Origin of the sequence: Demequina pilifera (genome assembly GCF_048814985.1) — a bacterium.
GTDB lineage: Bacteria > Actinomycetota > Actinomycetes > Actinomycetales > Demequinaceae > Demequina.
On the sequence record NZ_JBMDTW010000002.1, the window covers coordinates 272,747 to 295,636 of the forward strand.

At 70.7% G+C, this 22,890-nt stretch carries 16 protein-coding genes; 11 read left to right on the top strand and 5 right to left on the bottom strand.

The features are described 5' to 3' along the window. The first annotated feature begins 29 nt into the window (after window positions 1-29). Window positions 30-2,618, top strand: a complete 2,589-nt coding sequence (gene pepN / locus ACNI14_RS04010) for an aminopeptidase N (protein ID WP_420518679.1) — start codon at window positions 30-32, stop codon at window positions 2,616-2,618. A 94-nt stretch (window positions 2,619-2,712) separates the two neighbouring features. Next, window positions 2,713-5,259 (top strand): aminopeptidase N, encoded by a 2,547-nt coding sequence (pepN, locus tag ACNI14_RS04015; protein WP_420518680.1) that lies wholly within the window; start codon window positions 2,713-2,715, stop codon window positions 5,257-5,259. 26 nt (window positions 5,260-5,285) lie between these two features. Here the strand turns inward: pepN (ACNI14_RS04015) and malQ are convergent, their stop codons facing one another. Continuing rightward, window positions 5,286-7,427: a 4-alpha-glucanotransferase gene (gene malQ, locus ACNI14_RS04020; RefSeq protein WP_420518681.1), complete on the bottom strand. Its 2,142-nt coding sequence runs from the start codon at window positions 7,425-7,427 to the stop codon at window positions 5,286-5,288. Between the two features lie 84 nt (window positions 7,428-7,511). Here malQ and ACNI14_RS04025 point away from each other — a divergent pair, with 84 nt between their 5' ends. The 3 genes from ACNI14_RS04025 to ACNI14_RS04035 are packed head-to-tail and all read left to right on the top strand — an operon-like array spanning window position 7,512 to window position 9,969. Continuing rightward, window positions 7,512-8,606: a mechanosensitive ion channel family protein gene (locus tag ACNI14_RS04025; RefSeq protein WP_420518682.1), complete on the top strand. Its 1,095-nt coding sequence runs from the start codon at window positions 7,512-7,514 to the stop codon at window positions 8,604-8,606. 1 nt (window position 8,607) lies between these two features. Continuing rightward, window positions 8,608-9,045: a globin gene (locus tag ACNI14_RS04030; RefSeq protein WP_420518683.1), complete on the top strand. Its 438-nt coding sequence runs from the start codon at window positions 8,608-8,610 to the stop codon at window positions 9,043-9,045. Between the two features lie 45 nt (window positions 9,046-9,090). Further along, on the top strand, window positions 9,091-9,969 hold the full coding sequence (locus ACNI14_RS04035; RefSeq protein ID WP_420518684.1) for an acyl-CoA thioesterase: 879 nt from the start codon (window positions 9,091-9,093) through the stop codon (window positions 9,967-9,969). A 60-nt stretch (window positions 9,970-10,029) separates the two neighbouring features. Here ACNI14_RS04035 and ACNI14_RS04040 read toward each other — a convergent pair whose 3' ends face one another. The 3 genes from ACNI14_RS04040 to ACNI14_RS04050 all read right to left on the bottom strand — a co-directional run bounded on the left by ACNI14_RS04040 (window position 10,030) and on the right by ACNI14_RS04050 (window position 14,411). Continuing rightward, window positions 10,030-11,550: a sugar transferase gene (locus ACNI14_RS04040; RefSeq protein WP_420518685.1), complete on the bottom strand. Its 1,521-nt coding sequence runs from the start codon at window positions 11,548-11,550 to the stop codon at window positions 10,030-10,032. A 72-nt stretch (window positions 11,551-11,622) separates the two neighbouring features. Further along, on the bottom strand, window positions 11,623-12,876 hold the full coding sequence (locus ACNI14_RS04045; protein WP_420518686.1) for a glycosyltransferase family 4 protein: 1,254 nt from the start codon (window positions 12,874-12,876) through the stop codon (window positions 11,623-11,625). 113 nt (window positions 12,877-12,989) lie between these two features. Then, entirely contained in the window at window positions 12,990-14,411 is a 1,422-nt protein-coding gene (locus ACNI14_RS04050) for a hypothetical protein (protein WP_420518687.1), read from the bottom strand. A 71-nt stretch (window positions 14,412-14,482) separates the two neighbouring features. Here ACNI14_RS04050 and ACNI14_RS04055 point away from each other — a divergent pair, with 71 nt between their 5' ends. From ACNI14_RS04055 to ACNI14_RS04075, 5 genes are all read left to right on the top strand, one after another. Continuing rightward, window positions 14,483-15,145, top strand: a complete 663-nt coding sequence (locus ACNI14_RS04055) for a YveK family protein (protein ID WP_420518688.1) — start codon at window positions 14,483-14,485, stop codon at window positions 15,143-15,145. 125 nt (window positions 15,146-15,270) lie between these two features. Further along, on the top strand, window positions 15,271-16,365 hold the full coding sequence (locus tag ACNI14_RS04060) for a glycosyltransferase (RefSeq protein WP_420518689.1): 1,095 nt from the start codon (window positions 15,271-15,273) through the stop codon (window positions 16,363-16,365). Next, window positions 16,362-17,378: a glycosyltransferase family 4 protein gene (locus ACNI14_RS04065; RefSeq protein WP_420518690.1), complete on the top strand. Its 1,017-nt coding sequence runs from the start codon at window positions 16,362-16,364 to the stop codon at window positions 17,376-17,378. The genes ACNI14_RS04060 and ACNI14_RS04065 overlap by 4 nt, the downstream gene beginning before the upstream one ends. Further along, window positions 17,375-18,253 carry a glycosyltransferase family 2 protein gene (locus tag ACNI14_RS04070; protein WP_420518692.1) on the top strand — a complete coding sequence of 293 codons (879 nt, stop codon included), beginning with the start codon at window positions 17,375-17,377 and terminating at the stop codon, window positions 18,251-18,253. The genes ACNI14_RS04065 and ACNI14_RS04070 overlap by 4 nt, the downstream gene beginning before the upstream one ends. Before the next feature lie 20 nt (window positions 18,254-18,273). Then, on the top strand, window positions 18,274-20,382 hold the full coding sequence (locus tag ACNI14_RS04075) for a DUF7402 domain-containing protein (RefSeq protein ID WP_420518693.1): 2,109 nt from the start codon (window positions 18,274-18,276) through the stop codon (window positions 20,380-20,382). 10 nt (window positions 20,383-20,392) lie between these two features. Here the strand turns inward: ACNI14_RS04075 and ACNI14_RS04080 are convergent, their stop codons facing one another. Next, window positions 20,393-21,418, bottom strand: coding sequence for a glycosyltransferase family 2 protein (locus tag ACNI14_RS04080; protein ID WP_420518695.1), 1,026 nt, complete (start codon window positions 21,416-21,418; stop codon window positions 20,393-20,395). Window positions 21,419-21,560: 142 nt separating this feature from the next. Here ACNI14_RS04080 and ACNI14_RS04085 point away from each other — a divergent pair, with 142 nt between their 5' ends. Continuing rightward, window positions 21,561-22,889, top strand: coding sequence for a lipopolysaccharide biosynthesis protein (locus ACNI14_RS04085; protein WP_420518696.1), 1,329 nt, complete (start codon window positions 21,561-21,563; stop codon window positions 22,887-22,889). Window position 22,890: the final 1 nt, after the last annotated feature.

Consider the following 22,890-nt stretch of genomic DNA (forward strand, 5'->3'; position numbering starts at 1 on the left):
ATGTCAGCCAGTCATGACAGAATCGGCGCATGCCTGGTACGAACCTCACGCGCGCAGAGGCCGAGGCCCGCGCCGCCATCATCTCCACCGAGACCTACGCCGTCGAGCTGGACCTCACCACATCCGAGGACACCTTCCGCTCGACGTCCACCGTGCGCTTCTCCGCCACCCCCGGGGAAGCGACGTTCATCGACCTCATCGCACCGACGGTGCACCGCATCACGCTCAACGGCGTGGAGCTCGACCCCGCGGAGCACTTCGCGGACAGCCGCATCGCGCTGCCGGACCTGCAGGCCGACAACGAGCTGACCGTGGTGGCCGACTGCGCCTACATGAACACGGGCGAGGGCCTGCACCGTTTCATCGACCCCGAGGACGGCGAGGTCTACCTCTACAGCCAGTTCGAGGTCGCCGACACGCGCCGCGTCTACGCCGTGTTCGAGCAGCCCGACCTGAAGGCCGCCTTCACGTTCTCGGTGATCGCCCCCGAGCACTGGCACGTGCTGAGCAACAACCCCGGGGAGAAGGAATCGGTGGACGGCGAGGTCGCGATCGCCGGCCAGACCCGAGGAAAGGCCCGCTGGGAATTCTCCGAGACCACGCGCCTGCCCTGCTACGTGACCGCCATCGTCGCCGGCCCCTACCACCGGGTCGCGGGCACGATCGAGTCCCGCAAGGGCACCATCGGGGCTGATGTGTACTGCCGGGAGGCCCTCGCGGAGTTCCTCGATGCGGACGTGATCCGGGGCGACGCCCAGGCGGGCTTCACGTTCTACGAGGACAAGTTCCAGATGGACTACCCGTTCGAGAAGTACGACCAGATCTTCGTGCCCGAGTTCAACGCGGGCGCCATGGAGAACGCGGGCTGCGTGACGTTCCTCGAGGACTACGTGTTCCGCTCCAAGGCCGCTGAGGCCCGCATCGAGCGCCGCACCGTCACCGTGCTGCACGAGCTCGCGCACATGTGGTTCGGCGACCTGGTCACCATGAAGTGGTGGAACGACCTGTGGCTCAACGAGTCCTTCGCGGAGTACGTCTCCACGGTCGCGACGGTCGAGACCACCAAGTGGAAGGACAACTGGGTCACGTTCAACTCTCTCGAGAAGACGTGGGCCGCGCGCCAGGACCAGCTGCCCTCGACCCACCCGATCATGGCCGACATCGCCGACCTCGAGGACGTCGAGGTGAACTTCGACGGCATCACGTACGCGAAGGGCGCCTCGGTGCTCAAGCAGCTCGCGGCGTGGGTGGGCCAGGACGAGTTCTTCGCCGGCGTCGCCGAGTACTTCCGCAAGCACCACCACTCCAACACCACGCTCAGCGACCTGCTGGTCGAGCTCGAGGCCACCTCGGGCCGGGACCTGTCCGCGTGGTCGGAGGCGTGGCTCCAGAAGGCGGGCATCACCACCCTGCGGCCCCAGATCGAGGTCGACACTCACGACGACATCGCGGCCTTCGCCGTCATCCAGGAGGTCCCCAAGGAGTGGCCCACCTACCGGCCGCACCGCATCGGCATCGGCGGGTACGACGTCGTGGTCTCGGATTCCGGTGAGACGCGGCTCGAGCGCACCATGTTCGTCGAGACCGACATCAGTGGGCCGCGCACCGACATCCCGGAGCTCGTGGGCAACCACCGCCCCGCACTGATCCTCGTCAACGACGAGGACCTGGCCTACGCGAAGGTCCGTCTGGACGAGCAGTCGCTCGCCACTGCCGTGGAGCACGTGAGCGGATTCTCCGACCCGCTCGCCCGCTCAATGGTGCTCACCGCCGCGTGGGACATGACCCGCGACGGCGAGATGCCCGCCCGCCAGTTCGTGGACCTGGTCCTCAGCAACATCGCGCACGAGTCCCAGTCGACGACGGTGATGGTGCTGCTGCGCCAGCTCGCCACCGCGCTGTCCCTCTACGTCCACCCCGACCACGCGGAGGAGACCTGCAGCGAGACCGCGGAGGCGCTGTGGCTGCTCGCGATCGAGTCCGAGCCGGGCTCGGACCACCAGCTCCAGTTCGTGCGCGCATTCGCATCGCTCGCCTGCACCGACATCCAACTCGACAACCTCCAGGGCCTGTTGGACGGCAAGTTGAGCTTGGGCGGTCTGGACATCGACTCCGACCTGGCATGGGACCTGCTGATCGGCCTCGCTGTGGGCGGCCGTGCCAATGAGTACGCGATCGAGCTGCAGCTGGCCAGGGACGCGACCGCATCGGGGCAGCGCCGTGCGGCGCACGCCCGGGCCGCCATGGCGACGCCGGAGGACAAGCGCCGTGCCTGGGACTCGCTGGTCAACGCGGACAAGGACATGCCGAACGCGCTGCAGTTCTCCGCGACCGCCGGGTTCATGCACGTCAACGACACGTCGCTGCTCGAGCCCTATGTCGACGAGTACTTCGCGTCGATCCGGCGCATCTACAACGACAAGACCAACGAGATGGCGACCGGGCTGATCGAGGGCCTGTACCCGGTCCTGCTCGCCGGCCGCGTGGACGATCTCCAGGACAAGGCCGATGCCTGGCTCGCCGAGAACGCGGATGCCCACGACGCCCTCAAGCGGCTGGTCATCGAGGGTCGCGACGGCGTGCGGCGCGCGCTCGAGAACCAGGCGAAGGACAAGTAGCACCACCGCGTGCGACGGGCAGGTGGGCGGGCACTCCGCCGCCTGCCCGTCGCACGTGAGCACGCGCCACGTCCAAGCGTGAAAAACTGAGGACATGCTCACTCGCGAAGAAGCAGTCACCCGCGCCCGCAGAATCGGCGCCGCCGCATACGAGGTGCACCTGGACTTCACGCCGCCGGGCGACACCTTCCGCTCGGTCACGACGGTGTCCTTCGAGGCCGCGCCGGGCACCACGACCTTCCTCGACCTCGTGGGACGCGTCCACCGCATCGAGGTGAACGGCCGGCCCGCGAGCGTCTCCGAGGCCTACGGGGACGGGCGGATCGCCCTCACGGACCTCGACGGGCCCACCACCGTCACCGTCGAGGCCGACTGCGACTATCGCACCGACGGTCAGGGCATCCACCGGTTCGTGGATCCCGAGGACGGCAGCACCTACCTGTACAGCCAGTTCGCGGCGGACGATGCGCGGCGTGCGTTCGCGTGCTTCGACCAGCCGGACATCAAGGGCACCTTCGCCTTCACCGTCACCGCGCCGAGCGCCTGGACCGTCATCTCCAACTCCCCCACCCCCGAGCCCGAGGGCGTGGAGGGTGCGGACGCGAACCGCTGGGTCTTCGCCCCGACCGTCCCTCTCCCCTGCTACGTGGCGGCCGTGGTCGCCGGGACGTACGCATCGGCCGGCGGGACCCTGAGGTCCTCCAAGGGTGACGTGCCCGCACGTGTCTACGGGCGCGCGGGTCTCGCCGACCATCTCGACGCCGAGGAGATGATCGCGACGGTGCAGGCGGGACTCACCCTGTTCGAGGAAGTGTTCGGGATCCCGTACCCGTACGAGAAGTACGACCAGATCTTCGTGCCCGAGTACAACCTGGGCGCGATGGAGAACGCCGGCTGCGTGACGTTCTCGGAGGACCGCCTGGTGTTCCGCTCGCGCGCCTCGGACGCCATGCGGGAGTTCCGCACCAACGTGACTCTCCACGAGCTCAGCCACCAGTGGTTCGGCAACCTCGTGACGATGCGCTGGTGGGACGACCTGTGGCTCAACGAGTCCTTCGCGGAATTCATGGGCGCGTGGGCGACGTCCAAGGTCACGCCCTGGACCGACTCGTGGGTCACGTTCACCGCCGAGCGCAAGTCGATCGCCTACGTCCAGGACCAGCTCCCGACCACTCACCCCATCGTCGCGCAGGTGCCGGACACGGAGGCCACCGTCTCCGCCTTCGACATGATCACGTACGCCAAGGGCGCCTCGGCCCTCAAGCAGCTGGTCGCATTCGTGGGCGAGGACCGGTTCTTCGCGGGAGTTCACGCGTATCTCACGCGCTATTCGCACGGCAACGCGACGCTCGCGGACTTCCTCGACGAGCTCGAGGAGATCACCGGTCACGACCTCGACGCGTGGGCTGGCGCGTGGCTCGAGACGCCCGGCCCGTCCACGCTGCGCCCGGTGATCGAGGAGCGAGACGGCGTGATCACCGCCCTGTGGGTCGCTCAGGACGTGCCCGAGGAGTACTCGATGTACCGTCCGCACCAGGTGCGCGTGGCCGGCTACATGCACGATGGTGAAGCCGGCGCGTTCACCGAGGCCTGGTCCGCCGAGGTCACCGTCGACGGGTCGCTCACCGAGGTGCTGCCCGCCGCCGGAGAGCCCCGCCCGGACCTGCTGCTGGTCAACGACCGCGACCTCACGTACGCCAAGATCGTCCTCGACGACGTCTCGCTGGCCGCCGTGACCGAGCACATCGCCGACCTGCGCGATCCCATGGCGCTCGGGCTCGTGCTCGACGCGCTGTGGCACATGGTGCGGGACGCGCAGCTGCCGGCCGCCACGTACGTCGACGCCGTCCTGACCGCCCTGCCCGGCGTCACGAACTCCGAGACGCTCCAGTCGCACCTGCGCACCACCGTCACGGCGCTGTCCCGCTACGTGCCGCCTGCGGCGGCGGCTTCGCAGACGGCCGATGCGGCCACGCGCCTGTGGGCCATCCTCGCCGATGCGCCGGCTGGCTCGGACCTCCAGCTCCAGGCCCTCAAGGGCTTTGCGCGGCTCGCGTCGACGCCCGAGCACGCCGCGCACCTCGCGGCCCTGGCCGAGGGCGACGAGTCGCTCGAGGGTCTCGAGATCGACACCGACCTCAGGTGGGATCTGCTCGCGGGGATGGCGGCCTGCGGCGAGGACGCCGAGGATCGCGTCGCCGCCGCGCTCGAGTCGGACCCGGGCGCGATCGGCCGCCGCCGCGCCGCCGGCGTGCGAGCCGCCGCCGCCACGCCGGAGGCCAAGCGCGAGGCGTGGGAATCGCTGGTGCGGCCGGACACGCCGGTGCCCAATGCCGTGCAGTACGAGATCGCTCAGGGCCTGGCGCGCGCGGCCGATCCGGACCTGATGGTCCCGCTCGTCCCCACGATCCTCGCGGAGCTCACCGAGTACTACGCCGCGAACGAGGGCTTCGTAGGCAAGCGCGTCGCGACCTACGTGTTCCCCGCCTGGGCCGCGGGTCGCGTCGACGGGCTCGACGCCACGCTGGACGCGTGGCTCGCCGACCACCCGGACGCTCCCTCAGTCCTGCGCAAGGTCGTCACCGAGGGCGCAGACGAGGTGCGACGCGCCCTCCACGCTCAGGCCGCCACCGCTCTCTAGGAGGCGGTGACGGCGGGCGCCGAGCACTAGCCGCGCGCACTCCGCACGGCCTCGAGCAGTCGCCGCAGTCGCGGGTGCTCGAACAGGTCGTCCAGCAGCACTGACTCGCCGTTGGAGTCCGCCAGCGGCACCTGCCAGTTGGGGTACTCCGTGTGCGTGCCGGGGTGGTTCTGGGAGCGTCGCTCCCCCACCGCGTCGGCCAGCGACACGGCGGTGAGCAGCGCCGGCGAGTGCATCGCCATGCGGTGCACGCCCGCCACGAGATCGTCCTCGTTCCAGTCCTCGATCATCCAGTCGCGCTCGCGCAGGTAGCGCACCAGCGCGTCCCGCTGACCGTCGGACTCAGCCTTCTCCTGGTCCGCGTCGCCCGCCAGCAGGCCGAGCCTGCGCCGCACCTCGATATGCTCGCCCGCGAGGAACGCGGCCGTGGGCGGCAGGTCGTGGACGGTGACGGACACGAGCGCATCGGCGCGATAGTTCTCGGGGGCCGTGGGAGAGCCGTCGTCCTGCTTCTCGAACAGCGCCACGACCGTGCCGAGCAGGCCGTGGTGGTTGAGGTAGTCGGACACCCACGGCTCGAGAGTGCCCAGGTCCTCGCCGATGACGATGGTGCCCGCGCGGTGCGCCTCGAGGGCGAGGATGCCGATCAGCGCCTCGTGGTCGAAGTTGACGTACACCCCGTCGTCGGGGCCGTGGCCGTCGGGGATCCACCACTGGCGGAACAGCCCCAGGATGTGGTCCACGCGCAGCGCACCCGCGTGGCGCACCGCCGCCCGGACCACGTCGCGGAACGGCAGGTAGGCGGCGGCCTCGAGGGCGCGCGGCTGCCACGGCGGCTGCGACCAGTTCTGGCCGTGCTGGTTGTACATGTCCGGCGGGGCGCCCACGTTCATGCCGGTCGCGAGCACGCGACCCAGCGACCAGGAGTCCGCGCCGTGCGGGTGCACGCCCACGGCGAGGTCGGTCATGATGCCAATGGACATCCCGGCTCCGACGGCATCCGCCTGCGCGCGCGCCAGCTGCTCGTCGGCGACCCACTGCAGCCACGCATAGAACAGCACCCGCTCGCTGTTCTCCTCGCGCCACGCCTCGACGTGGGACGAGCGCGGATTCGAGAACTCGGCGGGCCATGGCAGCCCCTTGTGGGCCTCGGAGATCGCGCACCAGGTCGCGAACTCCTCGAGGGCCGCGCCCTCGCGCAGGCAGAACGCCTCGAAGCGCGCTTGGCGCGCTGCCGAGCGCGGAGCTTCGAAGACCTGCTCGAGCGCCGGGGCCTTGGCACGCCACGACGCGTCCCGGTCCAGCATGTCGACCTCGGCGTTGGCACGGCGAGGCCGCTCGGACTCCCACTCGATGACCGCGCGCTGCTGCGACGGCACGTACGCGACCTCAGGGATGTCCTCGATCCGGATGTAGAGGGGGTTGAGGAACCGCCTCGAGGTCGGCAGGTACGGCGAGGGCTCCATGGGCGGCACCGGCTCGCCGGCGTGGAGCGGGTTGATGAGCATGAAGTCCGCGCCCTCGCGGATCGCCGCGAGCGCGCACAGGTCGCCCAGGTCGGCGAAGTCGCCGATTCCCCAGGACCGCTCCGAGCGCACCGAGTACAGCTGCGCCGCGAGACCCCACGGGCGGTCCCGCCGCACCTGGTCCGGCACGGAGATGCGCTCGGGAGTGACGACCACCCAGCCGCGACCACGACGCCCCGTGGTGGCGGCGTTCAGCCGGTGCCAGCCGAGCGGCAGGTCCGCGGGGATGCACATGGTCGCGCGTCCCACGTCCTGGTTGTCAATGCGCCGCGGGGCCACGTAGACGTCGAGCTGCGACACGTCGCGCGTCTCACCGCTCTCGAGCACCAGGCTCGCGGCCACGGGCTCGCCGTGCGGCACGTGGATGGGGACCTCGACCGCTTCGCCCTCGGTGAGGACCGTGATGGGCGGCACCATGCGCCGCCACGGCAGGTCCTCGAGGTCCGCGAGCGAGCGCTCGCACGCGCCGTCGTCGCGGGCGTCCACCCCCATCGACGCGAGCGCGGCGCGGATGGCCGGCGCGGAGCACGGCACGCGCGCCCCGTTCCACGCCGTGTAGTCGACCGAGATCCCGCACGCACGCGCGAGCGCGGCGAGGGCTGGCGTGGGCAGCGGGCGGTCGGCGTCAGTCACGTGGCCCATCCTGCCAGGTCGCCGGGCGAGCATGAAGGCACGGCCGGGCCGATGCGCTCACCTGGGGGCCGCGCGATGGTTACCCTGGGAGGCGTGCTGCACCTCACGACCTCCCCCTCTCCGTCTCCCTCTCCCACCTCTCCCATCGCCGAGCTTCCCTCGAGCGAGGAGGTCGGGGACTGGGTCGACAACGTTTCGACCAACCTCCTCGGCTTCGGCGTGATGCTGATCGTCGTGCTCGTCCTGTGGTTTGCGGGACGTGCCGCGATCAACGCCTTCACCCGGGCGATGGAGCGCGGCGCGCCGCTGTCCGACGCACGCGCCCGCCGCGCGCTGTCCAAGGCGCGCATCAGGCTTCCCGACCCCAACACCGTCGAGGAGCGCCTCGAGGCGGAACGCCGCCGCCAGCGCGCCGGCACTCTGCGCAAGGTGCTGAAGTCGGCGCTGGCCGTGGTCCTCATCGTGATCATCGTGATGACGGGGCTCGCCGTCCTGGGAGTGCCGGTGGGGCCAATGATCGCCTCCGCCGGAATCCTTGGTGTCGCCCTGGGCTTCGGCGCGCAGTCGCTGGTCAAGGACGTCCTGTCCGGCACCTTCATGCTCATGGAGGACCAGTACGGCGTGGGCGACGTCGTCGACCTGGGAGAGGCGATCGGCGCGGTCGAGGAGGTGGGCCTGCGGTCGACCCGGCTGCGCGCCCTCGACGGCACCGTCTGGTACGTCCCCAACGGGGAGATCCGCCGGGTGGGCAACATGACGCGCATGTGGAGCCGGGTGATGGTCGAGGTGCGGTTCGCGTACGACACCGACATCGAAGCGGCGCGCCAGGCCATGATCGACGCCGTCGAGGCGGCCAAGGAGGCGCGCGAGGAGGTCGCCGCCGCAGTGCTCGGCGAGCCCGAGGTCGCGGGCATCGAGTCCCTCGAGTACAACGCCGTCATGCTGCGGCTCATGTGCCAGGTGAACCCCGCGACCCAGTGGGACGTGCAGCGCGAGGTGCGCCGCGAGATGCGCCGGCTCTTCGCCGAGCGCGACATCTCGCTCGCCGTGCCGGGCGAGGCGATGGTCTTCGACACCAAGGCCAAGCGCGACAAGGTGGAGCTGCACGATTCGGCGCGGCCCGCATCGGAGACGGCGCCCACGGACGACGTGGGCCGTCCCCTTCCGCCCGCGAACGACGAGGACTGACATGACCACGCCAGGGATGAACGTCGGCTCCGGCGCCCCTCAGGCCGAGGGCCAGAGCTTCTACGACGCCGTCGGCGGCCACGCCACCTTCGAGCGGATCGTCCGCCGCTTCTACGCGGGGGTCGCCGAGGACCCCGTGCTCGGCCCGATGTACCCGGAGGAGGACATGGAAGGCGCCACCCAGCGACTCACGATGTTCCTCGAGCAGTACTGGGGCGGGCCCACCACGTACTCGGAGCAGCGCGGGCACCCGCGGCTGCGCATGCGGCACCAGCCCTTCCACGTGAACCCCGAGGCCCGCGACCACTGGATCGCGCTCATGCGGGACGCCGTCGCATCCGCCGACCTCGCGCCGCTCCACGCGGTCACGCTGATGGACTATCTCGAGCGCGCGGCGCACTCGATGGTCAACACGTTCGAGCCCACTCCTGAGGACTGAGCCCGACCCGCACGCAGATCCGATACCGAACCCGAGGAGCCACGCATGGAGCACGCCGAGGACGTCTGGGCCGACGAGGCCGTCGCATCGGGGATGGCGGTGCTCGACCTGCGCCGGCTGAGAGACAACGAGTTCGAGGGAGACTCCCTGCCCATGCCAGGTGGCCGGGCATATGGGGGTCAGGTCCTGGCTCAGGCGCTGCTCGCCGCCGGACACACGGTGGCCGACGAGCGGGCCATGCACTCGATGCACGGCTACTTCCTGCGCCCGGGCGACGCGTCCCGGCCCATCACGTTCGAGGTCGAGAACCTGCGGGACGGCCGTTCGTTCTCCGCGCGCCGCACGCACGCCTTTCAGGACGGCAAGCCGATCCTGTCGATGATCGCATCGTTCCAGCTGCCGCAGGAGGGCCCCGAACACTCGGTGACCATGCCCGAGGTGCCAGGGCCCGATGCGGTGGCCTCGTCGATCGACATCCTCGCGCCCTTCGAGGGAGACGCCCGTGCCGACTACTGGCTGCGGCGCACACCGTTCGACCTGCGCCACGTCGAAGGCTCGCTGCTGCTCCAGCCCGACAAGCGTCCCAAGCAGTACCAGACCACGTGGATCCGGCTGCGGCGGCCCGTGGAGGGCACTGACCTGCTGCACCGCGCCCTGCTGGCGTTCCAGTGCGACCAGGTGATGCTCGAGCCGCTGCTGCGCCGCCACGGCGCCTCGTGGATGACGCCTGGACTCAACTTCGCCAGCCTGGACCACGCGATGTGGTGGCACCGGCCCGCACGGGCGGACGAGTGGCTGCTGTACGTCCAGGACGCGCCGACGGCGCAGGGCGGTCGTGGCCTGGGCGGCACGTGGGTGTTCTCCGAGGACGGGCGGCTCGTCGCGTCCGCCTCTCAGGAGGGCATGATCCGCATGCCCTCCTGAGGGCAGGACGGCGGCGTCGCCGCGTGAGAGGGCCCTGTCCGTTGAGCCGCCACACGCCCGTCAACCGGCGCTGTCGCCGGGAGCGACCACCGCCTTGATCGTCCGCAGCAGGATGATGACGTCGGACATCAACGACCAGTTCTCCACGTAGTACAGGTCCAGGCGCACGGATTGGTCCCAGTCGAGGGAGCTGCGGCCGCTCACCTGCCACAGGCCGGTCATCCCGGGTCGGGCCAACAGCCGCCTGCGTGCCGAGTTCGTGTAGAGCGCCACCTCGGCGGCGATCTGCGGACGCGGGCCGACGAGGCTCATCGAGCCACCGAGCACGTTGAACAGCTGCGGGAGCTCGTCCAGCGAGTACTTGCGGAGCACGCGGCCCACGGGCGTGATCCGCGGATCGTCCTTGACCTTGAACAGCGGCTGGGCGTGCGTCCCCTGCTTGACGAGGAGTTCGGCGAGCTCCGCGTCGGCGCCGACCCGCATCGACCGGAACTTCAGCATCTGGAACGTCGAGCCGAAGAAGCCGATCCGCTCCTGCCGGTACAGCACGGGCCCCGGGCTCGTCGAGCGCACGACGACGGCGACGGCCACCAGCACCGGCGAGAACAGGACGATCAGCACGGCCGACGCGATGATGTCGAACACCCGCTTGATGAGCCGTGCGTTGCGGCTGAGACGTGGAGTCTCGACGTGGATCAGGGGCAGCCCCGCCGCGGGACGGGTGCGGATGCGGGGACCGGCCACGTCCGTGATGTTCGGGGCCAGCATGAGATGCTCGCGCCGCGGTTCGAGGCTCCAGCTGATCTCCTTGACCCGCTCCGGCGACAGATCGTCCGTCCCGGTCACGATGACCGTGTCGGCGCCGCACGAGACCATCGCCGAGCGGACGTCCGCCACCAGGGAGTGGGACCTGCCGGTCGGAATGCACGCGCCGACCACGCGGTAGCCGGCCCCGGGAGCTCTCTCGAGCTCTCCATGGATCTGACGGACCGACGCCTCCGAGCCCACGAGAAGCACGTGGGTGCTCCATCCCCCTTTGCGGCGCTGCGCCTTCAGCCACTGGCGCCACAGCGCGCGCTCCAGGAACAGGCCCGCGAAGCCGACGGGCATGGCGACCGCGATCAGCGCCTTGATCGACGGGTGCGGCAGGAACACCGCCACCACTGCGAGCACGGCGACGACCGTGACCGTCGCCTGCCACATCCGCCTGAACTCGGTCGCGCCCGCGCCCGTGACGCGGTCGCTGCGAGTGTCCTCCATCGTGAGTCCCATGAGCCACACCACGATCAGTGCCAGGCTCACCGCCACTGTGCGCAAATCCACCGGGGCCGTCGATGCCACGATGGCGCCGATCACGCTGGCGGTGACCACGGCCGAGTCGGTCATCTGAAGGATGCGCTTGTATCGGCGGCTCCAATGCGGCACCCCGGCTGTGGTGCGCCCCAGGCCGGGCCCGACTCCGGGATCGGAGTCCGTGCCGCGACGGCGCTCCTCGAGTCCAGGTCGAGCAACCGCGACGCGGGCCGCACTCCTGCGCTCGATCCCCGCGTCGAATGGACGGATGGGTTCTGTCGTGGTCACGTGGCTATCCCCCCCCAGCTGTGATGTGACACTTGCCGCCTTCGCCCTGGTGGCGAGGCGAGCGACGAACGATCAGAGAGTGCTATCCGCCTCCTTCACTCGTTGCGCCGCGCGGCGCGTGCGCCGAGCGGCCCCCCGGTGGACGGTCCTGGGCGGCGCGGCGAGAGAGCGCGCACGCCGTGACGGAATCACCTCGCGGTACACCGCTTCGTAGTCGGCGGCCATGCGCGATGCCGCGAGCCACTCGGTGCCGGACGCGGACCGGTGCCGCGCCCGCGCAAGCTCCGCAGGGTCTGACATGAGATTGCGCAGTGCCGCGGCCATCGCGGCGGCATCGTGCGGTGGAACCAGCTGGCCGGCGCGGCCGTGCTCGAGGATCTCGGGCACCCCGCCCACCGACGTGGCCACGATGGCGCACCCGGCGGCGCGCGCTTCCGCAACGTTGAGGCCGAACGGCTCGTCCAGCGCAGCGCTGGCGAAGATCTCGGACTGTTCGAGCTGCACCCAGGGCGTCAGAGATGGGCCCAGGAAGTGGACCGAGCCCGCGAGGCCCGCGTCCGCCACCTGCGCCTCGAGCGCCTCGCGATCCGGTCCCCAGCCCACGACGTTGAGGTGCCACTGTGGGAAGTCGTCGCTGACGAGGGCAAAGGCGCGGATCAGGTCGTCGACGCCCTTGCGCCCGTGGAGGCCCGAGACGGCGATGATGCCGGGGCGCTGCAGCGGTCCCACATCGTCAGGCGGCAGTTCTTCGCGCGCGGAGCCGATGGCGCCATTGAGCACCACCCGCACCTTGCGAGGGGGAACGCCCCTGTCCCGCAGAAGAGCGCGCTCTGCCTCGCTCACCGCGACCATCACCTTGCCAGCCCTCATCAGCCACCAGTGCCGGTCGAAGGAGTTGTGCAGCGTGGTGACCGTCGTGGCCCCCGTCACGCGGCTGACGGCCCACGCGGTGGCGGCGGAGGACATCATGTGGGCGTGGATCACGTCCGCATCGATCGACCGCACGAGCGCCAGCAGGCCACTCGCGCCGCGCGCGAACGACCTTGCCGAGGTCAGCTCGGGCTGCACCACCACGTGCACGCCGTGCTCGCGCATGAGGTCGTCATAGGACCCGGGCGCCGCCGCGAACCACACCTGATGACCGGCATCGGACTGAGAGCACGCGAGATCCACCGCCACGTGCACGCTGCCGTTGCCGCGCTTGCCATGCTTGAGAGCGTGGACCACGCGCAGGGGGCGACCGGCGCGGGCTTGGGCGGCGCCGGGCTCACCCGGCTGGACCGCCGTGATCTCCGCCCCCCCGGACGCACTCTCTTCTCGCATCATGTCCCCCCACATGGCGGCCTCGATGACTAAAAGCCGCAACGCGCCCCTCTGTGACCTATGTCACAAACCGGGAATATGGTTCAGACGCTACTACGTCGCGAGTTTCGCGCAAGTTAAATGTCGGCGACGCTCGTGCGGCGGCGACGTGAACCGCGCGGCTCATCACCGCGAGCACGAGCCAACGCCGCGCGCGCCGACCGGGCCAGCCCCCGGACTGAGCGCCGGCGCCCCGCGGCAGCGGCCAAGGGCGCCCCACGCGCCGTCACGATTCCGTGCGCGAGGATCCCCAGGCTCAGCCACAGGATTCCGGACGAGTCCGCAAGATCGGGGCTCGCGATGACCTTTCCGGTCAACGCCGCGACGAGCGCCCACACCACCGGTGCATGCGCGCGCAGACGCAGGGACGGAAGCACGATCGCGAGCACGGCCGCCACCAGCAGGATCACACCCACCACGCCGACGGCGCCCAGCAAGGTGAAGACGAGGGAGGACGCCCGCACCGAGCCCAGGCCGATTCCCATCCCCCAGGTCCGGGTGAAGAGATCGAAGGACCGGGCATCGGCCGTCGACCGGTGATCGAAGGAATCCGACTCGAGTTTCTCGTCGACCTCTGCTGTGAAGAGCGTGGCCAGCGAGGGCAGGGCCACGATGGCGATGGCGGCGACCGCCAGCGCCGACACTGCGCCCGCACTCGAGACCCGCAGATCCAAACGCACCAGGCGCCAGACCATGACGACGCCGGCGAGCGCCAGCAGCACGGCGCCTGCCACCAGGAAGGTGGTCGACGTGGAGACGATTCCCAGGAAGATCCCTCCGGCCGCGAGCGCGATGGCGGCGATGCGACGGCCCCCGCGAGTGTGCGCCGCCATCGACATGCCGAATGCGGCCGCAGCGATCGACGTCCCGGCGAGGCCGGCGGGCTCGGAGTGGATTCCCCGGAACCGTGGAACTCCGCCCGCCGCCTGCTCGATGTAGTGGAACGACGGCGAGTTGGCGAAGGCTCCTTCGGGGAACGGCACTCCCGCGGAGATCGACAGGTACCGCCAGAGCGACAGGATCACCCCTGCCGCCAGGGGGATCGCCAGCAGCGACGGCGCCGTCGTCCGCGAGCGCGCAAGAATCACGATGATCACCACGCCGAGCCCGAGGTACAGCAGTTGGGCGATGTTGGATGAGTTGAGCACGCCGGGAACGAGATTCCAGCGCCCCTCCGTCACCGTCTGCATCCCCGGAAAGGCGAGAGGTGCGAGCAGCACGACCAACGCCGACCAGCCGAACAGCGCGAGCAGCAGGCTCACACCGGGGATCTCGCCGAGGCGGGGGCTGCCGGGACGACCCGAGCGCGCGATCCACTGTAGGGCAAGCAGAGCCGCACCCACGAGAGCGACGGCGTAGAAGGTGGGCAAGGACTCGCCGCCCGCGACGATCGCCGCTCCGGCGGGAGTGATCGCGCCGATGGCCAACGCCCGCTCGTAGCGGCCGCTGATGATCCCGTAGACGACGACGATCGCGGTCGTGACCATGAGGAAGGCCATGATCGGTACGGTAGCGTGCACACCAGGCATCCGGTCGGGGTTCGCGGGGCCTGAATCGTCGGGAGGTGACGATGGATCTGAGGGATCTGACCCGTTTCGCGGTGGCCGGGTGGACGTGGATCGTGCTCTGCGTGGCGCTGGGTGCCGGCCTCGCGGTCGCGTACCTCTGGTCCACTCCCGCCGTGTATCAAGCGAGTGCCGCCGTGGTCGTGCTGGCGAATGGCCCCCAGTCGATCACCGAGGCGGAGCAGGGCGTCAACATGAGCGCACAGCTCGCCAACACCGTGGCCACGATCATCGACTCCCCCGCGGTCCTCGAGTCCGTGAGCACCGACTCGCTGTCGGTCTCCGAGCTCGCCGACATGACCACCGCAGAGGTCCCGCCGCAGACGTCATCGATCGACATCGTCGTTCAGTCGACGGATCCGGATCGCGCCGCGTCGGTCGCGAACGGCATCGCCTCCAGCGCCAGCGAGATCGTCCCCGAGATGCTCGGCGACGACGGCGAGGCGGGAAAGCTGCCCGTCATCATCGAGGTGATCCGCCCCGCCGCGGCCCCCGCCGCGCCCTTCTCGCCGAACACTCAGGGAGTGCTCGTGATCGGCATCGCCCTCGGCCTGTGCGCCGGCCTCGCGATAGCGATCGGCGTCGGCGCCGCACGGCCGCGCAAGCGCGCAGGCGGCGTCGCCAAAAAGCGTCCTCGTCGCAACACAAAGGACACCATGCTCGGGTAGCGTCGATCTACGCGAGACGGCCGCGCTTGGCCCGAACGCGACCCCGGGGGATGGGGTGGGGGAAATGGGGGGACTGTCATGTACGCTCACAGCACCCGTGCCGCATGCATGGGCGAGGTGCCGCGATGAACGGCGTCCTCGTGCACGAGTGGATCGCCCAGTCGGGCGGGAGCGAGAACGTCCTCGAGGCGATGAGCACGATCTACCCTGACGCCGACATCGTGTGCCTGTGGAACGACTCGCGCGACCGGTTCCCCCCGCACCGGCTCCACGAGACCTGGCTCGCACGCACTCCACTGCGTCGCAGCAAGGCGGCCGCCCTCCCGCTCATGCCTGCGACGTGGAGACGACTGAGGCCCGCGGAGCACGAGTGGGCACTGATCAGTTCGCACCTGTTCGCCCACCACGCGTACTCGGCGGAGCCCGAGCTCGAGCGATTCGTCTACGTCCACACCCCCGCGCGATACATCTGGAGCCCCGAACTCGACGCGAGAGGTGCCGGTCTCCCGGCGCGCGTGGCATCCGCACCGTTCAAGCGCATCGACCGTCGGCGCGCCCACGATGGCGCACGCTTCGCCGCGAACAGCGAGTTCGTGCGCAAGCGGATCGCGCAGTCCTGGGGCGTCGATGCTCGGGTGATTCATCCGCCCGTCGAAGTCGAGGTCATCCAGTCCCGGGACTGGGCGGAGACTCTCGACACGCAGGAGCGTGTGGTTCTGGACTCGCTGCCGGAGTCGTTCGTGCTCGGCGCCTCGCGATTCATCCCCTACAAGCGGCTCGACCTCGTGATCAGGACGGGCGAGGTCGCCGGCCTGCCTGTGGTGCTCGCGGGCAAGGGCCCGGAATACGACAGGCTGCGACGCAGGGCGCTGGCGGCCGCCGTCGACGTGAGGTTCGTGATCGCCCCATCCGATGCCCTGCTGCGCGCCCTCTATGCCCGCGCGCGCCTGTTCGTGTTTCCCGCGATCGAGGACTTCGGCATCATGCCCGTCGAGGCGATGGCGGCGGGGACGCCGGTGGTGGCCCAGCGCATCGGGGGCGCCGCCGAGAGCGTCGTGCCAGGCGTCTCCGGAGCACTCACGACCTTCGCGAGCGATGCCGAGATCGCCCAGGCGGTGTCCGCCGCCATGGCCGTCGAGCGTTCGGCGGCGCGCGCCCACGCGCTGCGCTTCTCTCGCGCGCGGTTCGATGCCGACATCAGGCAGTGGGTGGGACGGTGACACCGGTGATGGTCAACGGCGCGTTCCGCGCACAGCGCGTGACCGGCCAGCAGCGGTATGCGACGGAGATCGCCGACCGGCTGGTCGCGGGCCCGGGCGTGGCGGAGGCCAGGCCGGAGGGCCGATGGGCGGGCTCTGCCGGACGGGAGTGGGCGTGGACCCTGACGCGGCTGCCGCGCCTCGCGCGCCACTCGACGCTCGTGTCACTGACCTCGCGCGCACCGCTCGGCGTCAAGCAGGTGCTGGCGGTCCACGACCTGTTCGTCCTCACGCACCCGGAGTGGTACTCGCGCCGCTACGTCGCCACCCACGCTCCGGCACTTCGGGCTCAGATCCGTGCGGCCACGACCGTCATCGCCGTCAGCGAGCCCGCGGCGCAGCAGGTCAGGGACCGGTTCGGCGTCGACGTCGTCGTCGCCCCCAACGCCCCCAGCAGGGTGTTCCGCGAGCGCGGCCGCACGGGCGACGCGGTCCTCGGCAGGCTCGGCATCTCGCCGGGTCGGTACCTGCTCACGGTCGGAAGCCTCGACCCGCGCAAGAACCTTGCGAGGCTCGCCGCGGCATACGAGCGGCTGCCAGCCCCGGAGAGGGCAGTGATGCCCCTGGTCGTGGTGGGCGCGGGCGCGGCGATCTACCGCTCCTCCGACTTCGACCCACCCGGCGGGATGACGAGCGCCGGGTACGTCTCGGACGACGAGCTGGCCAGCCTCTATCGGGAGTCCAGGGCGGTGGTGTTCCCGTCGCTCGCGGAAGGCTTCGGCCTGCCGCTCGTGGAGGCCGCCGCGGCGGGAGCGCGAGCGCTGGTGATCTCGGACATCCCGGTCTTTCGGTGGATCTGCGGTGACGGTGCCGAGTACGTCGACCCCACGTCCGTCGAGTCGATCTCTCGTGGACTGCGTGCGGCTGTCGACGGCGAGGTCCCCGCGATAGGCATCGACGGATCGCGCTTCGACTGGGACGCCTCCGCGGCCGTGGTCGCGCAGGCGTGCGAGCTCTCGGGAGCCGCACGGTGAGCGCGCTGAGCGCGGCCGTCGTGCTCGCATCGGCCGGCCGGCCGGCCCTGCTGGCGGCCGCGATGAGGGACGTCGACGCCCAGACGCATCAGCCGGCGCAGCGCATCCTGTCGGTCCCCGACGCCGCCAGCCTTCCCGGCGATACCTCCGGGTGGACCGCGGTGATCGGCACTCGCGGTCTCGCCGCTCAACGCAACGCGGGGCTCGACGCCGTGGAGCGGGACATCGACGTGGTGCTGTTCTTCGACGACGACGCCGTGGTGCGCGCGGACTATGTTGCGCGCGCTCTCGACGTCTTCGAGAACGCACCCGCCGTCGTCGGGCTCACCGGGCGCGTGCTGCTGGATGGAGCCGCACATTCGGCCGGAGAGGTGTCGGTGCAAGATGCGAACGCTGCGCTCGCCGCGTCGTGGGAGGCGCCGCTCACGGGCGCCACCTCGCCACGTCGCACGCTCTACGGCTGCAACTTCGCCGTGAGTCGATCGCTCGCTCAAGAGCTGCGCTTCGACGACCGGCTCCCGCTGTACTCCTGGCTCGAGGACCACGACTTCGCGCGCCGCCTGCAGCGGCACGGCACGCTCGTCCGAGCGGACGACTGCGTGATCGTCCACCGGGGCGCCACGTCCGGTGGGCGCACCAACCACGTCCGGCTCGGATACTCCCAGTTCATGAACCCGGTCTACCTTGCCCGCGCCGGAAGCTTCCCGGTGTGGCTGTCGGCGTGGGAGATCTTCCGACCCGTCGCGAGGAACCTGGCGCTCGCCGCCGGTGGCGCCCAAGCGCCCTGGCGACGTGAACGGGTGCGGGGAAACGCGCTCGCGTTCCGCGATGCCGTGCGCGGGCGCATCACCCCTGAGCGGATCGTCGAGCTGTGAACAGGGCGGGCAGCAGGATCATGAGACGGCGAATCGCGGTGGCAGCGACCACAGTGGCGGTGGTCGCCGCACTCAGCGGCGCCGCCTTCGTCCTCACCCGGGCCGAGCCCGCGCCGGCGCCGGTGCCCGATGTCAGCGCGACCGCATCGTCGACGGACGCCGGTACGAGCGCCGCCGACCTCGTCGACGCCGCCCACGCGACGCCGCCGCCCACGCCCGCGGGCGCCCGCGACGTGGATCCGGCCGCCGCTCCCGCCGCCCACGAAGACGCGAGTGCCGCAGCGCAGGCGGAGGCCGCCTGGCGCTCCGATGGTGAGGCCGCGGGCGCCTGGGTGAGGCTCACCTGGGACTCCCCGACCCCGGTCAACCGCATCCGAGTCGACGGCGCCGAGAGCGGCTTCTCCTCCGCCATCGTCACGTTCGACGACGGCAGCAGCGTGTTCCTCACGCCGGATGGCGCAGGCAACGTCCTGGTCGACGTGCCCGAGCGCACGACAGCCCACGCGACGCTCACGTTCGTCGAGGTGCCCGACAGCGCGGATGCGGTTGCGCTGGCGGCGTTCCTCGTCGACGGCTCCGGGGCGGACGTCGCTGCGCCGGACGCTGCTGACGTGACCGGGTCTGCGGGCAGCGGACCACACTCCGACGTCACCGACGGGGATATCGCGGCTGGCGATGCCGGCGCCACGTGGCGGCCGCACGAGTCGCCGGCATGGCTCGGACACACCTGGGAGCGCCCGGTCGCGGTGTCGAGCGCTCAGGTGGCGGGGGCGGTGTACGGCCTGCCATCCCCCGCGACCCTCGTGTTCAGTGACGGCAGCGTGGTGCCCATCGCCGGCATCGGTCCGGGTCTGCAGCCGGTGACGACCGTGGCGTTCACGCCACGCACGGTGTCGTGGGTGCGGCTCGAGTTGGACTCGGTGGCCACGGCAGTCTCGGAGTTTCGTGTGTACGGCCCCGGCTCGACGCCCCCCGTGTGGCCGTCGGACGGGGGCGTCGCGGCCACGCCGCCGCAGCCAGACGCGTGTGGGGACACGAGCAGCCCCGTCGGCTCTCCGCAGGATTCCGCCCTCGCACTGGTGTGCCCGGCCACCGGCACTCAGGTGGGACCGCGGGGGGCGGTCGTCGTCAGCGGCCCCTCGGGTCAGATCGTGACGGCCTCCGCGTGGGTCGCGGACGACGAGGGCGGCGGGGGTGTCGAGGAGATCGACAGGCTCGTCATCGGTGACGACGGCCTCGCCCGCTTCGATCTCGACACGACACGACTGCTGGCGGGCCCGTTCGCCATCCGGCTCGACGTCCCGGGATTCGACGTGCCGCTCTACGTGCAGCTGTTCAACACGGCCGGAGTCGATGCACCATCCGGCGGCCACGCTCCCGAGGGCATGACCCTCCAGTTCGAGGATGACTTCGACGATCCGCTCTCGGTGTCGTGGAACGGGCGCAGCGCTCGCTACGCCGGGACCAAGCCGGCGGGCGCGAGCGGCTCGGAGTTCGGCGGCGCGGTGTTCCTGGACCCGGCCAACGGACGCGAGCTCCTCGCCACGCTCGACGGGCACCTGAGGATCCGCGCCGAGCCGCTCGATGGCATGGATCCGTGGGGCTGGGACCGCTCCTTCGCAAGCGGCATGCTGTCCTCGACCCGCGTGGGCGGCGCCGGATTCTCCGCCCAGTACGGATACTTCGAGGCACGCATGTTGGGCCCCGGCGGTCGTGGCACCTGGCCGGCATTCTGGATGCTCGACACGGAGTCCGCGATCCGTCCGGAGGGCCCGTCCGGAGAGGTGGACGCCGTCGAGCTGTACGGCCACGACACCCGCATCACGTGCCACACGCTCCACAATTGGCCCGTCGTCGAGCGCGAGACCGCGGGCCCGCACTGCTCCGCGAGCAGCGGCGCACGCGATTGGGCGCTCGAGTGGCACACCTTCGGCGTGAAAATCCGACCAGGCGGCGCGGACTTCTTCGTGGACGGCGAGCACATCAAGTCCGAGGAGGGACTGCTGCGGGATGCGCTGCCGTACTACTTCATGGTCAACCTCGCCCTCGACGGAGGCTGGCCGATCATGCTCGACCCCACGGGCGGCACGGCGGACCTGTACGTCGACTGGGTGCGGGTGTACTCGTGAGCGGGGCGCATCAGCCGGCGGCCGGAGAGGACGCGCGGCGCAGGATCCCGGTCCCGCCCTGTCGGAACCGGGCGGCGATGAGTCGTCGCGCGACCGGCCGGGGCGAGGCCAGAGTCGCGAGCGCCCAGCCCGAGACCATCAGCCGATGCGCCACTCCCTCGGGCCCGGGAGCGAACGGGGCGGCGAGCGCGTTGCGGAGCATCCGCGCACCCGAGTCCGTGGGAATAGGCCGCTCGTGCGGGCGGAGGCGATGATGAGCCACGCGCAGCTGCAGGAGGTGTCGCCCCCGGAACAGCGGCCGCAGGTCGTTCAGCGGCGATCCCGAGACCTCGAGTGCGAACAGGTGGCGCCGGTACGCCTGATCGATCTGCTCCGCGAAGCGCCCCTCGTCCGACAGCAGGAAGCTGCGGTTCTCGCCGTGCTGTCGGTAGCGCACGAGCGGCGTGGGAAGGGTGACCACGTCGCCAAGGAAGGGGGCGGCGGCGAGAGTCGACGCGTCCGTGTCCTCTCCGCACCGCCCGTCCAGCGGAAACAGGCGCTCGAGGAAGGCGCGCGAGTACGCGTTGCCGGAGCCCGGGGGTGTCGGATAGGCGGCCGTCGCGCGCATCCAGGTGCGGATCTGTTCGGGGGTCGGCACGGGATCGAACGTGGGGAACACACCGCCAACAGGTGCGCCGTGACGATCGATGCGCGTCATCGGAAACTGGACCTTGCTGATCCCCGGACCCCACGCATCGGCCACGTGCTCCGCGATCGAGGGCTCGAGGACGTCGTCGGAGTCCAGGAAGATCACCACGTCGCCCGTCGTCGCCGCGAATCCGGTGTTGCACGCCGCCCGCGGTCCGGCGTTGTCCTGGAAGATCGCGGTGATGCGGTCGCCATAGCTCTCGATGATGGCGCGCGAGCCGTCGGTGGAGCCGTCGTCGACCACCACCACCTCGACGTCCGGCCAGCGGATCGCGAGGGCGCTGTCGATGGCGGCCCCCACGAACGCCTCGTAGTTGTAGTTCGGCATGACCACGCTGAGTCGACGCATCGGGCCCCCCTCGATGGTGAACGGACCGCGCCCGCACGCACCGAACGGCACCACGGGCCACCGTGCACGCAGTCTATTCCGGCCCCGTCTTCGATGGGAGGCCTAGGGTGAAGATACCGATGCGCGGGGAGGGCGGGCAGTGGTGACGACAGTCTCTGAGGCTGGGCCGAGCTACCGGCGGGCCACGTACATGATGACGGCGACGAGCCTGCTCGTCCCGATCGGCGGCCTCGTCTCCGCCCCGGTTCTCGCCCAGGGCCTCGGCACCGACGGTCGCGGCGAGTTCGCGGCCGCCCTCGCTCCCGCATCGCTCATCATCGGGGTCGCGACCCTGGGCCTGCCCGAGGCGCTCACGTACTCCCTCGCCAAGCGGCCGAGCATCACTCGCCGTGCGCTGCTGTGGAGCTCGCTGGCCACCGTGGTCCTCGGCGCCCTGAGCGTCCTCGTCGTGTGGTGGGCGCTGCCCTTCCTCTCCGCCGGTGACCCGCAGCTCGCGCGGCTGATCCTGCTCGCGACGATCTGGAACATCCCGGCCCTGGTCGTCGGCCTGCTGCGCGGCGCCGCGGTCGGCCGGCAGATGTGGGGAGTCGTCGCGTGGGAACGCGTCGCGATGACGGTGCTGCGAGTGGGGGCGCTCGTGGCGCTGCTCGGGACCGGCCGGCTGACGGTGGAGACCGCGGTGATCGTGAGCATCGCCATGCCCATCCTGTCGGGGCTGGTGTACGTGGGCCTGCTGACGCGGCCTCCTCACGACCAGGACCAGGACGTCGAGGACGGGCGCGTGGTCGCTCCGCTGTTCCGCTACGGAGCCGTGGTGTGGGTGGGCGGCATCGCCACCATGGTGATCGGCCGGTTGGCCGCGCTGCTGATGCTGCCCCTGTCGGACGCGGAGCAGCTGGGCCTGTACGCGGTCGCGACCACGATCGCCGACGTTCCGCTCCTGGTGGCGATGGCGATCCAGGGGACGCTCTTCGGGGTGAGCAGCAAGACCACGGATCCGACGCGCGTCACGACGACCGCGCGCCTGACGCTGATCATCGGCGCCGCCGGTTGCGCCGTGATCGCGGCGTCGCTGCCGCTGTGGCTGGGACCGCTGTTCGGGGAGGGGTTCGTCGACGCGACGGTCCCGACCATCATGCTGCTCGTGAGCGCGCTCATCATGATCCCCGGCCTGATGGCGTCGAGCGGGCTCGGCGCATGGGGCCGGCCCGGCCTCCGGTCGGCCGCGCTGATCGCGTCGCTCGTCGTGAACGTCGGCACGTTCCTGCTCTTGGTGCCGGCGCTCGGGGCCATCGGTGCGGCGTGGGCCGGCATTGCCAGCACCAGCGCGCTCACCGCGGTCGCCGTCGTCGCGGCGTCACGAGTCATGCACGTGCCCGCGGTGGACTTCCTGATTCCTCGGCGCGCGGACGTCGTGAGGTGCTGGCACGAGCTCGGGCACCTCGTGAGGCGCGTGCGGCGCCGCCGCTAGG

What these genes read in the sequence shown, in the direction of transcription:
- pepN (WP_420518679.1), top strand. Translation starts at nt 30, where the DNA reads ATGCCTGGTACGAACCTCACGCGCGCAGAGGCCGAGGCCCGCGCCGCC.
- pepN (WP_420518680.1), top strand. Translation starts at nt 2,713, where the DNA reads ATGCTCACTCGCGAAGAAGCAGTCACCCGCGCCCGCAGAATCGGCGCC.
- malQ (WP_420518681.1), bottom strand. Translation starts at nt 7,427, where the DNA reads ATGGGCCACGTGACTGACGCCGACCGCCCGCTGCCCACGCCAGCCCTC.
- ACNI14_RS04030 (WP_420518683.1), top strand. Translation starts at nt 8,608, where the DNA reads ATGACCACGCCAGGGATGAACGTCGGCTCCGGCGCCCCTCAGGCCGAG.
- ACNI14_RS04035 (WP_420518684.1), top strand. Translation starts at nt 9,091, where the DNA reads ATGGAGCACGCCGAGGACGTCTGGGCCGACGAGGCCGTCGCATCGGGG.
- ACNI14_RS04045 (WP_420518686.1), bottom strand. Translation starts at nt 12,876, where the DNA reads ATGATGCGAGAAGAGAGTGCGTCCGGGGGGGCGGAGATCACGGCGGTC.
- ACNI14_RS04050 (WP_420518687.1), bottom strand. Translation starts at nt 14,411, where the DNA reads ATGGCCTTCCTCATGGTCACGACCGCGATCGTCGTCGTCTACGGGATC.
- ACNI14_RS04055 (WP_420518688.1), top strand. Translation starts at nt 14,483, where the DNA reads ATGGATCTGAGGGATCTGACCCGTTTCGCGGTGGCCGGGTGGACGTGG.
- ACNI14_RS04060 (WP_420518689.1), top strand. Translation starts at nt 15,271, where the DNA reads ATGAACGGCGTCCTCGTGCACGAGTGGATCGCCCAGTCGGGCGGGAGC.
- ACNI14_RS04075 (WP_420518693.1), top strand. Translation starts at nt 18,274, where the DNA reads ATGAGACGGCGAATCGCGGTGGCAGCGACCACAGTGGCGGTGGTCGCC.
- ACNI14_RS04080 (WP_420518695.1), bottom strand. Translation starts at nt 21,418, where the DNA reads ATGCGTCGACTCAGCGTGGTCATGCCGAACTACAACTACGAGGCGTTC.